Here is a 12,126-nt window from a genome sequence, read left to right on the forward strand (position 1 = left end):
GCGATCGCATTAATCTGAGCTTTCTGATTCTTGATTAAAATGACCTTGACATCAAGCTCAAGGTCATTATTTCAAATGAATTGTGATAATTTTTGTTCCCTGTTCCCTGCTCCCTGTTCCCTGCTCCCTGTTCCCTTTGCTATTTAATGTGAAAGGCAAACCTTGAGAATTAGGCAATAGAAAGATCAAGTATAGTCCGTGCTCGATCTCTTATCTCAGTTCTGCGCTGAATTGGTATGGCAAAGTAGTTAGTTGTTCGTCTAGGATAATAATGGGACTCAATGAAGCATTCTTTACTTAATCCAGGCCCATTGTGTGCAACTCTATTAGGTACGAACAATTCATAACCATAATCATTTAACCAGGACACTATATCTGCTTTTGTAGATTTCCAATCATCCTCTTGGGATGGGGCACTTTCAAACATTATCACTGGACTATTTTTGGTAATGATAGTCTCACTTCCGCGAATAACGTCTAATTCAGCACCTTCCACATCAATCTTGATCACGTCAATGTCATCTGATGATACCAGGCTGTCTAAACGTACGATTGGAACTTTTATTTCAACTGAAATTGATTTTTTATCTTCGCTAGGTTGCCTTAGGGAGCTATAGCCAGATTCTCTGGTATTTATATAGAAAGATACTTCTCCTTCTGTGTTGCCAACCGCATAGTTATGTACTTCTACGTCAGGAAACTTACTACGAAGTTTCCTGGCTTTATCGGGTATCGCCTCCACAGCAATAACTTTTATACTTGCATCGTAATCAGATACTAAAGCTATAATTGAACCAATATGTGCCCCAACATCAATAAAAGTCTTGTTGTGATCACATAATTGAGTGACCAAACGTGTAGCGATCTGATCGTTAATTATAGTTCCTAAACTTTCCGATTTAGTGACTGCCCCTTTTACCCTATCTATTGTATCACGGGTTGCCATTGCCAGTTTCCCAAGGAAAGTACCCAGAATTAGTTGCTTCATTACAAGGTAGTTGGCTTTAGACCTTACCTACTACTATACAGTCTAACTTTGGGTCTTCCGGACAAAATGATGCTAATTGAGCACAGACCAAACCTAAATCTAATGCTGGCCAAGGATTTTGGGTATTTAGATATCCTAGACGAGTAAGAAACAAATTCTAAAAAAAATACATCTATACAGAATAGTTATTTTAGCTGATCGTAAAAATTATAACCTCATAAATTAGAATTTTATTTATTTGTAAATGCTATATCTACAAACCAAACTATCTGGAAAAAACCAAATTATAATTAATCTAGTGTAAGCATTCAGCTATCAGTTTATGGGCTACGTTAAGTCCCAGCGTCGTTCGCACAGCGTGGCCAAACGCGCCCCGCGTGGCCTTTAGGCCAAGGCCAAAGCCTGTGCCACAAAGCTGTTCCCGTAGCGTGGCCAAGCTACGTGAATGGCCAAGGATTTTTCTGTTGACTTTCAATTCTCATTCATCTATCAATATTAAATTCTCCCGTTCCCGTAGCGTGGCCATAGGCCAAACAGGTTTATTTTAAGCTGACGGCTGACAGCTGACGATATACTTTTCTTATTCCAAGAGGATTTTGATTAATTAATTCTTATCCAGAGTGTTGTATATTTGTGATGTTTATAGCAAAGACAGCAATTTGTCAAGCCCTCTTACCAAAACTTCACGGTCTTGCTCCCATCACCTGTGGGCTTGATATCCTCAATGGATTGTCTTTTTTGGGTACCCTTGAAGGCCCTAGCCCTTCGGGCTAATCCCTCTCAAGTTCCTACACATAACTCATCAATTGTAAAGCAATTTTTAAATTACTGAAAATGGTGTCCTATTTGGCACTTATTTCGGCTTTACCCCTAACTGTTCAATATTAATTAAAAAAGGAAAAATCAAATCTCCGGATCTGGTTGAATTTGACGGTATAATTAAATCGTTAACTCTTGATTTTACTCTGAAGATAAAACCAACAGGTCGAAGGACAAAGCTGATTATAGTTCCTATTGGTTTTTAAAATTAGTTAGGGTAGCAGCTATTTTTACTTTGTCTAGGTTTTTACGCTTAGGTGCAACCTCTGAGCAGAGCTATACTTCTTGAGTAGTCAGTCTATACATATGACCAGGACGAAAGCTCAGAATACATAACCAAAAATTTGGATATAGTTAAAGTTTTTCCGAGAAATTACCAGTTATTTACTGTCCTATAGTTAACAAAAGATGACGATTGCCAAAACCGGCTCTGGACTCAATTCAAGTATATACAATCTACTTGAGGCCAGGGCAAAGAAAAATCCCCAAGACATAGCCATTGTTGCTGCCGGTCGGTCTGCCCTCACCTACAGTCGTTTGTTTGATGCTGTCACCGATGTGGGAAGCAAATTAAATGCAATGGGTGTAGGTCGTAACGACCGAGTGGCGATCGCATTACCCAACGGCCCAGAAATGGCTGTAGCTTTTTTGGCCATCGCCTGTTTTGCCACCTGTGCCCCTCTAAATCCTGGTTATCGCCAATCGGAATACGATTTTTATCTATCGGATCTCGATGCTAAAGCCCTGATTTTTCAGTCAGGAGTTGCCGAACCTGCCCTAGAGGTGGCTCAAAAAAGAGGTATCCCCCTGGTCGAACTTACCCCCATCCCAGAAGCAGCAGGTATTTTCAACCTTACAGGTGGGGATGGGAAAAGTCCAGCCATGGCTGGCATCGCTCAACCCGAAGATGTGGCTTTAGTGCTGCATACTTCTGGGACTACCTCCCGCCCTAAAATGGTGCCGCTCACAGGCAAAAACCTCTGCACCTCAGCCCAAAATATTGGCGTGGCTTTGAATTTAGTCGAGAGCGATCGCTGTCTGAACGTGATGCCCCTATTCCATATTCACGGACTGATCGGGGCCTTACTTTCATCCCTAAGTGCAGGAGCGAGTGTGGTTTGTACTCCCGGTTTTGACGGGCCCAAATTCTTTGACTGGTTAGTAGAATTTCATCCCACCTGGTATTCAGCCGTACCCACCATGCACCAAGGGATTCTAGCCAGAGTCACAGAAAATCGCCAGATCATTTCCCAATGCCCAATTCGCTTGATTCGCTCTTCATCTGCTCCCTTGCCACCCCAGGTCATGGCTTCGTTAGAAGCAGAATTCAACGCCCCGGTGATCGAATCCTATGGCATGACTGAAGCTTCCCATCAGATGGCAAGTAATCCCCTGCCGCCTAAAACTCGCAAACCCGGTTCGGTGGGAGTCGCTGCAGGACCGGAAGTCGCGATTATGGATGAACAGGGCAACTTACTACCAGTTGGTGAGGTAGGAGAAGTCGTGATCCGGGGTGAGAATGTCACTTCTGGCTATCACAACAATCCTGATGCCAACCAAAGTGCTTTTACCAACGGCTGGTTTCGCACGGGAGACCTGGGTTATTTAGATAGGGACAACTATCTTTTCCTCAAAGGTCGGATTAAAGAAATTATCAATCGTGGGGGCGAGAAAATTTCCCCGCGAGAAGTAGATGAAGTGCTTTTAGACCATCCAGCGATCGCGCAGGTTGTCACTTTTGCCACACCCCATACTTTATTAGGGGAAGATGTGGCTGTTGCGGTGGTTTTGCAGGAAGGAGCATCAGTAACAGAGCAAGAAATTAAAGAGTTTGCTGCTACTCGATTGGCTGATTTTAAAGTTCCGCGTGTGGTGGTTTTTATCGATGAAATTCCCAAAGGTCCCACTGGCAAACGGCAACGGATAGGTTTAGCCCAAAAATTATGCTTAACTGCTTCCGACCCGACAATGCCAAGGGCAGACTATGCCCCACCAAAGACACCAATACAAAAAGAGTTGGTGCAAATTTGGTCGGAGATTTTAGGAGTAGATCGGGTTGGCATTTATGACCACTTCTTCCAATTAGGAGGAGATTCTATTTTGGCGACAAGAATCGTAAATCAGGTCAGAAAAGTCACTAAGGTTGAATTATCGTTTCTCTTCTTTTTTCAGGAACCTACTCTGGCGATAATGGCAGATTTAATTACTGAACAGCAGGCAGAAATAGTTGAGGATACCGAGATATATGCCATGTTATACCAACTAGAATCTCTGTCGGATTCAGAAGCCGAAGATCTGCTTTAAAAAAAAATAAAAAATTAGCTTTTTTATATATAAAAATGGGAACCAATAACGGCCAAAGCTTACAAGAACAATTGAAACAAAGAGACATCTTTCCCTTTATAGGAGTTTACGATGTTTTTTCCGCCTCAATCGCCGCCAAATATTACGACGGTATATTTATCAGCGGTTTTAGTTTTGCGGCCAGTTTTTATGGGTTACCAGATATTGGATTTATTGCCTGGTCTGATATTATTGCTTTTGTTCAAAGGATAAAAACTGTCCTTCCCCATGCCTATATTCTCGTCGATATTGATGATGGCTATGTCGATACTGAAGTGGCTTGTCATGTCGTTACTATGTTGGAGTCCATCGGGGCAGCTGGGGTAATTATTGAAGACCAAAAAAGACCGAGAAGATGCGGTCATTTTGAGGGTAAACTCTTGATGGATTTAGAGGAGTTTATCGATAAACTAAAAAAAGTTTTGGCAACTCGAAAAGAGTTATTTGTAGTGGCGCGAACCGATGCCAGCGAACTCGATGAAATTATCAGAAGAGCTCAGGCATTTGCGGAAGTGGGTGCTGATGCGATATTGGCTGATGGTATCAAGGATTTAGAGGTAATCAGAACTTTAAAGACTAAAGTAGATAAACCATTAGTATTTAATCAAATAGCTGGAGGAAAATCTCCAGCTTGCAGTCTGACAGAACTGAAGGATGCAGGGGTTTCTCTGGTGAACTACAGTACTCCTTGTTTGTTTACGGCGCAAGAGGGAATTGAACGGTACATGCAATCCCTGAAAGAAAAAGATGGATTATTACTAAAACAACAAGTGGGTGTGCCTGAATGTACTGCTCTTTTGCAGGAAAATCTGGCTTTGAGAAATAAACGCTAACAACTACTTTTCAGGGTGTATCTCATAGTTTTAGTAAAAATATTTTTCCTAATCCTGATGAGTGACATTAATCAACGAATTGCTAAACTTTCACCAGCTAAACGGAAATTACTAGAGCATCAACTCAAGCAAAACCTCAAAAATACTAACTACCAACCGACAATTACTCCGAGAGAAAATCCACAGTCGATACCTCTGTCCTTTTCTGAGGAACGGATGTGGATATTAGATCGGTTAGAACCGGGAAATCCCGCTTACAATCGTCCTACAAATATTCGTCTCACAGGTTCCCTGAATGTAGAGGCATTAGAAAGAGCGATTAACGAAATCGTGGGTCGCCATGAAGTGTTTCGCACCAGTTTTATCGCAGTAGATGGCCAACCAATACAGGCGATCGCTTCCAGTTTGACTGTAAAGTTGCTGATCATAGAATTGAGTCATTTACCGAGCAACGAACGAGAAATAGAAGTCGAACGCATCGCCGTTGAGGAAACACAACAGAGATTCGACTTATCTAAATTACCCCTAATTCAAGCCAAGTTACTGCGACTGAGTGAGGAAGAAAATATCTTGCTCCTGACGATACACCACATTATTTTTGATGGTTGGTCAGCGGGAGTTTTGCTCAAAGAACTTGCAGTAAATTATGAAGCTTTTGCTACTGGAAAGTCATCACCTCTCCCACCACTACCGATTCAATATGCCGACTTTGCCATTTGGCAGCGACAGCGACTGCAAGGGGAAAAGTTAGAGTCTCAGCTTGCCTATTGGAAAAAACAATTAGGCGGCAGCTTGCCAGTGCTGGAGTTACCCACAGATCGACCGCGAAGGCCGGTGCAAACTTTCCAGGGAGCTAAGCAAAATTTATTGTTACCCCAAAACCTGAGTAACTCTCTCAAGGAACTGAGTCTGAGGGCAGGGGTGACGCTGTTTATGACCTTGTTAGCGGCTTTCCAAATATTACTTTATCGCTATACGGGTGAGGAAGATATTATAGTTGGAACTCCGATAGCAGGTCGCGATCGCATAGAAATAGAACAACTAATTGGTGTGTTTATAAACACCTTAGTCTTACGTACTCAACTAAATGGCAACTTCACTTTTTCAGAATTGTTGGCTCAGGTGCGCGAGGTAGCTTTAGGAGCATATGCTCACCAGGATATTCCCTTCGAGAAGTTGGTGGAAGAATTGCAACCAGAGCGAGACTTAAGTCATACTCCCATATTTCAGGTGTTATTCCAACTGAGAAATTTACCAAGTGAGGTAGTAGAAGTACAAGGTCTAAAATTTCAAGACTTCCAGTTTGATAGAGGTATTACACAGTTTGATTTAACCCTGGATATTGTTGATAGAACCGAAGGGCTATGTTGTGTATTTGAATACAATCGGGATTTGTTTGATGGGTCAACTATTGAGCGGATGGCTGGTCATTTCCAGACCTTGTTGTCAGGGATTGTGGCAAATCAAGAGCAGCGCATATCACAATTACCTCTACTGAGTGAAGCAGAACGCCATCAATTATTAGTTGAATGGAACAATACCGCCACAGATTATCCCCAAGATAAGTGTATTCATCAGTTATTTGAAGAACAAGTAGAACTCACTCCCGATGCAGTAGCAGTGGTGTTTGAAGATAAGCAATTGACCTATCGCCAGTTAAATAATCGGGCAAATCAACTAGCCCATTATTTACGTTCAAAAGGAGTAGGCCCCGAAGTTTTGGTGGGGATTTGTGTAGAGCGTTCTGTTGAGATGTTGGCGGGACTTTTGGGAATACTCAAGGCTGGTGGTGCATATGTACCTCTTGATCCCAATTATCCTCAACAACGTCTGGCTTATATGTTATCAGATTCCAACTTAAAAATATTACTTACTCAACAACACTTAATTAAACAACTTCCAGTGCACAAAGCACAAACAATTTATTTAGATAAAAATTTGCAACAATTTGCAGAACAATCTCAAGATAATCCCTACAGTGAAGTTACATCTGAAAACTTAGCTTACATCATTTATACCTCCGGTTCCACAGGAAAACCCAAAGGAACAATGATTGTCCACAGTGGTATGGTAAATTATTTAAATTGGTGTACAAAAGCTTATAATGTTGCTGAATTTGAAGGTTGTCCTGTCAATTCTTCTATTGGGTTTGATGCGACTATTACCAGTTTGTTTTCTCCTCTATTTGTAGGAGCAAAAGTAGTATTATTACCAGAACAAGAAGAAATAGAAGCACTTAAAAAAGCTTTGTGTTCCGATACTAAATTTAGCTTGGTTAAAATAACTCCATCACATTTAGAAATACTCAGTAATTTACTCGCTCAAGAACAAGTAGAAATTAAAACCCAAGCATTTATTCTCGGTGGAGAAGCCTTATCAGAAAAACATACTTTATTTTGGCAACAATACGCGCCTACTATTAGATTAATTAACGAATATGGCCCCACCGAAACGGTGGTGGGATGTTGTATTTATGAAGTAAAAAAAAACACATTATATCATCGAAAAAATATTCCCATTGGTCGTCCAATTTATAACACCAAATTATATATTTTAGATAAATATTTACAACCAGTAACTATTGGAGTTATAGGTGAATTGTATATCGGTGGTGCTGGTGTTGCAAGAGGTTATCTCAACCGTCCTGAATTAACTTCAGAAAGATTTATTACTAATCCCTTTGGTAATTCAAAATTATACAAAACAGGTGACTTAGCTCGCTATCTCCCCGATGGCAACATCGAATTCCTCGGTCGCATCGACAACCAAGTCAAAATTCGAGGTTTCCGCATCGAACTATCAGAAATTGAAGCAACTCTAATTCAACACCCTGAAATCCAAGAAGCCGTAGTCATAGTAAGGGAGGTTTTACCTGGTGACAAACGCCTAGTAGCCTACGTTGTTTCTCCTGGGGAAAACATCGACATTCTCACCACCAAGCTGCGGGGCTTTCTCAAACAAAAATTACCCCAATACATGATACCCAATGCCTTTGTAGTATTAGATGCTTTGCCTCTAACACCCAACGGCAAAGTAGATCGGCGTGGCCTACCGGCACCGGATACTTCCAGGCAGTTGGGAGCCGAAACCTTTGTTGCACCCAGAGACTCAACTGAACTCCAACTAGCCCAAATCTGGTCACAAGTTCTCGGCATCCAACCCATAGGAGTAACAGATAACTTCTTTGAGTTGGGCGGTCACTCCTTGCTGGCAGTGCGCTTAGTTGCAGAAATAGAAAAAGTCACTCAGACCAAACTGCCGTTGGCTGCCCTATTTCAATTTACAACCATTGAGGAAATTGCCAGTCTTCTCAAAGAACGAGAAGTAGCAGATAATGCCAACCCGAACCTATCTCCCGAGTTGCTGCCACTGGATACAGATGACCTTCGCGCCTTGTTAACTATTGTAGCTGGTCGAGAAGGAGCACGACCCAGACCGGATTCTCTAATGGTTACTATCCGTCCCACAGGGGTGAAGCCACCGCTGTTTTATTGCGCTAATGGTGTCGGGGAAATATCTACTCTTGCCCGCTATTTAGGTGAGGAGCAACCAGTTTATTTCCTAGAATCTGGTTACGTGGTTATCGGTAAAAAAGGCCAAAAGACAGAAGCTAATGTTAAAGCAATAGCCGCTAGTCACGTTCGCGATATCCTGGAGGTATATCCAACTGGGCCAATACTGTTAACAGGATATTCTTTTGGTAAAAATGTAGCTTATGAAGTTGCCAAGCAACTACAAGAGCGCGGAAAGAAAGTGGCTTTTCTAGCTATATTAGATACTTGGGGTTCGGGACAGATGTATCGCTACTATCTGCAAAGAATAGAGCCGGCTCTGGTGGCAATGAAAAAGGAATTATTACGTGGTTCGTTAGTGTCTTGTGCTTGGCAGTTAGGCTCGTTGCTCTGGGAAGTAAAAGACAATTTAACCATACAAAAGTCTATGTCTGCTGTGGGAGCGAATCAAGGAGAGTATCTGATCCAAGGCTACTCGGGTAAAATTACACTCTTCCTGACTCGGGTTGCTCGTGATCACCGTCACCACATTAAAATTCGGCGTTGGCTGTTTCCGTTAAGGGCTTGGGAGGAACACGTTGTCGATCTAATCAGAGTTCCTGGGGACCATTTGAGTATGCGAACCGAACCTCATGTGCGGGTGTTAGCAGAGAAATTAAAAATGTGCATTGATCAGGCTTTGGCTGCTGAAGCTGATCGTGAGTAATCTTTAGTTGACAAGCAGCAGTTACAGTGGTAAGGTAGACCTTACAGTTCACCTAAAATTTAAATCCTAATAAATTCCAAGAATTTAGGAGCCAGATAAATAGCCATGCCGCTAGCATACTCAAACAATAATACCCTCGTCTGATCCAAGACCAGTTTTTGTCTCTCCAAGCCAGTAAACCAATAATCGATACTATAGTACTCAAGCCTGTGGTCACAATGGGTAGATAAAGTAACGCAATCATCACAGGGGGCATTCCGAAGAAAAATTCCCAGAAATCTATTGTACTAATAGCTATCCCCATTCCCATCAAAAAGCATAAATTTAAAACACTAATCAGACCAATGATCAACTCCACTAGACGAGTATGTCGTGAAACTAGAGTTAAAGTTTTATTTTTGCGGCTCATTAATGGTCTAATTAGCAAAACTAAACATCCCCATAGGAAGATTATTACAGAAAATCCTGCCAGTCCAAACTGTAAAACAGCAGCTTCGTACCATGGTAACTTTTCATAGGTTAAATGGACATGACTACTCATAGACATACCAGTAATTTTACCCTGACTATCTGGCCGAAAATTTATATACATATTGCTATCAGTAGCGCGAAATAGGAGTGGCTCTACTTCCTCCCATTTACTTCTTCCTGGAAATATAGTTAATGTGTGGTCTTGATTAGTTTTAATAGTAAATAATCGTCCAGATTCAAGCAAAACAATTGCTAACTTAACCAGGGAGTTTCGAGGATCTCGAATAAAGCGATAGCCGCAATTAATTTGTTTATATTGCTGTTTATATTGCTGGTTAATATTAGCTTGAGGGATAGCTTCAGGGATAGCTTTAGTAATAATTTCGGTAGGTGATGCAATGGTTTACTGTACAGGATAATAACGATCTAAAAACTGTTCAACCAACTCGTATCGCAAATTTTCATTAAGACTGTTACGATTGTAAGCAATATAGAAACCTAACTTTTGTTCTGGAATTAAAAACACCAAATTAGTATACCCTGACATGCTACCGCCATGTTCAATTATCCGTTGATTATTCACAAAGCGCTCAAAAAAACCATAAGTAGATCCTGCGGCTTGAGGAATGTTCGGAAAATTAGTATAGTGTTGTCGGTGCATCTCCTTTACTGTAGTGTCATTCAGGATACGCTCTGTACCATAACGACCTCCCTGTAAATGAGCAATCATAAAGTGAGCCATGTCTTCAGCAGTAGTAGTTAAAGCTGTAGTAGGAACACTTTTATTACAGGTAAAGGGTTGCTTTATATAATTGCCATTTTTGTACTGATATCCCACAGCTAAGTTAGCTGCCAGCTCAGACGGTAATGGTTGCTGAAAACTACTTTGACTCATATCCAAAGGTTGTAGGATACTTTGGTCAATATATTCACTGAAAGGAATTCCAGCAACCACTTCGACTAAGTAACCTGCCAATGCTAATCCTACATCACCATAAACATATAATTGACCTGGTGGTCGCACTCGCTCTGGTAGATTTTCTGTGAGAAATTTTTCTAAGGATAGCAGCTGAGACTGGCAACGAGTGGCTCCGCCAATCACCCAAGCTACATCGAATCCATCAGTATGAGTTAAGAGATGATCAACTGTAATTGGCTTAAATTTATTAGTCTTGATTTGAAATTCCTTAAGATACTGGTTAATATCTTCATGTAGCTTAAGCTTGCCTTGCTCGACTAGTTGCATTACTGCTGTAGAGGTAACTAGTTTAGAGACAGAGCCTACACGAAACAGAGTTTTGTTAGGAATAACCGGTATCTTATCCTCAAGGTTAGCGTAGCCGTAGCCTTTTGAGAAGATAATTTTGTCATCTTTTACTAAGGTAAATACCGCACCAGTAAGATTATTTTCTGTAATTTGATTTACAAAAAAATTGTCACTAAATTCTTCTATATCATGGAATTTAGTTAGTTCTAACTGGGAATCATCGGCTGTAGATACCATAGGCAAATCCCGGTTAGATACATCCTGAGCAAATACGGGCAGTACAGAAACACTAACAATCAAGATAGCTAAACTTATTGATTGAATCAGCTTTAATAATCTATCTAATGTTTTTTTCACTAGTTTTAGATTTGATAAATTTTTGATAAAAGGGAATCGGGAATCGGGAATCGGGAATCGGGAATCGGGAATCGGGAATCGGGAATCGGGAATCGGGAATCGGGAATCGGGAATCGGTAATCGGTAATCGGTAATCGGGAATCGGGAATCGGGAATCGGGAATCGGGAATAGTAAAGCTAAATCTGTTACCTCTTGCCTATTACCTGTCCCTTCAACAGTCAACCAACCTACCCTACGGGAACGCCAAAGGCGAACAACAGTCACCCAACATTCAACTTTCAACAGTCACCCAACCTTCAAAATTCAACTTTCAACCAACATTCAACTTTCAAGCAACATTCAACCTTCAACCTTCAACCTTCAACAGTCAACATTCAACCTTCAACCAACCTTCAACCTTCAACCAATCTTCAACCTTCAACAATATCCCAACGAAGCGGTGGGCTAATAATACCTTTTTCGCTTTTATTTGAACGGACTAAAAAGTTATAAACACGCAAATGGTAGTCATAGGTATAAGCCCGATTTGGTTCATAAACCCCAACATCAACAAAATACTTACCACTGTTTAAATCTAAGCGAGATAGATGGAGTTTTATTTTTCCTTTACCTTTAATAACTGGTAATGATTCTCCCATGGTAGTTGTGTTAGTCTCAAGACAGATTTGACCATCTTCAGTACTAATGAGGACACTAAAAATTAGTCCATCAATTGCTTGAGGTGAAAAGTACTCAATGTCAATGGCTAAGGAATCACCACTATTAATCTCTAAGCTAGGTAACAGCAACACATCGGTAATTTCTACTTCTAGAGAGCCAAAGCGGTTTT

General features: G+C 41.0%; 9 protein-coding genes. 3 read left to right on the forward strand and 6 right to left on the reverse strand.

Annotated elements, in window-relative coordinates:
* Positions 1–169: 169 nt before the first annotated feature.
* Positions 170–988, reverse strand: a complete 819-nt coding sequence (locus tag F6K57_RS30330) for an FkbM family methyltransferase (protein ID WP_293071906.1) — start codon at positions 986–988, stop codon at positions 170–172.
* A 295-nt stretch (positions 989–1,283) separates the two neighbouring features.
* The gene (locus tag F6K57_RS30335) at positions 1,284–1,463 is read right to left on the reverse strand and encodes a hypothetical protein (protein WP_293071907.1); all 180 of its coding nucleotides are present in this window, start codon (positions 1,461–1,463) and stop codon (positions 1,284–1,286) included.
* Positions 1,464–2,215: 752 nt separating this feature from the next.
* Between F6K57_RS30335 and F6K57_RS30340 the strand changes: the two genes are divergently transcribed.
* The 3 genes from F6K57_RS30340 to F6K57_RS30350 are packed head-to-tail and all read left to right on the forward strand — an operon-like array spanning position 2,216 to position 9,201.
* Entirely contained in the window at positions 2,216–4,111 is a 1,896-nt protein-coding gene (locus tag F6K57_RS30340; RefSeq protein ID WP_293071908.1) for an AMP-binding protein, read from the forward strand.
* A 35-nt stretch (positions 4,112–4,146) separates the two neighbouring features.
* Positions 4,147–4,983: an isocitrate lyase/PEP mutase family protein gene (locus tag F6K57_RS30345; RefSeq protein WP_293071909.1), complete on the forward strand. Its 837-nt coding sequence runs from the start codon at positions 4,147–4,149 to the stop codon at positions 4,981–4,983.
* Between the two features lie 57 nt (positions 4,984–5,040).
* Positions 5,041–9,201 carry a non-ribosomal peptide synthetase gene (locus F6K57_RS30350; RefSeq protein WP_293071910.1) on the forward strand — a complete coding sequence of 1,387 codons (4,161 nt, stop codon included), beginning with the start codon at positions 5,041–5,043 and terminating at the stop codon, positions 9,199–9,201.
* Positions 9,202–9,253: 52 nt separating this feature from the next.
* Here the strand turns inward: F6K57_RS30350 and F6K57_RS30355 are convergent, their stop codons facing one another.
* The 4 genes from F6K57_RS30355 to F6K57_RS30370 form a co-directional block, all read right to left on the reverse strand.
* A complete protein-coding gene (locus F6K57_RS30355) occupies positions 9,254–9,916 on the reverse strand; it encodes a hypothetical protein (protein ID WP_293071911.1) in 663 nt (220 codons plus the stop codon).
* Positions 9,917–10,075: 159 nt separating this feature from the next.
* Positions 10,076–11,296, reverse strand: a complete 1,221-nt coding sequence (locus tag F6K57_RS30360; RefSeq protein ID WP_293071912.1) for a serine hydrolase domain-containing protein — start codon at positions 11,294–11,296, stop codon at positions 10,076–10,078.
* A complete protein-coding gene (locus F6K57_RS30365; protein WP_293071913.1) occupies positions 11,277–11,561 on the reverse strand; it encodes a hypothetical protein in 285 nt (94 codons plus the stop codon). Before F6K57_RS30365 ends, F6K57_RS30360 begins: the two co-directional genes overlap by 20 nt.
* A 146-nt stretch (positions 11,562–11,707) precedes the next feature.
* Positions 11,708–12,126: Wzt carbohydrate-binding domain-containing protein (locus tag F6K57_RS30370; RefSeq protein WP_293071914.1), on the reverse strand; the 419-nt coding region annotated here is incomplete at its 5' end.

The organism is Moorena sp. SIO4A5 (assembly GCF_010672005.1).
Classification (GTDB): domain Bacteria; phylum Cyanobacteriota; class Cyanobacteriia; order Cyanobacteriales; family Coleofasciculaceae; genus Moorena.

Coding starts and splice junctions, on each gene's coding strand:
- F6K57_RS30340 (WP_293071908.1), top strand. CDS start 2,216: ATGACGATTGCCAAAACCGGCTCTGGACTCAATTCAAGTATATACAAT.
- F6K57_RS30350 (WP_293071910.1), top strand. CDS start 5,041: ATGAGTGACATTAATCAACGAATTGCTAAACTTTCACCAGCTAAACGG.
- F6K57_RS30345 (WP_293071909.1), top strand. CDS start 4,147: ATGGGAACCAATAACGGCCAAAGCTTACAAGAACAATTGAAACAAAGA.
- F6K57_RS30330 (WP_293071906.1), bottom strand. CDS start 988: ATGAAGCAACTAATTCTGGGTACTTTCCTTGGGAAACTGGCAATGGCA.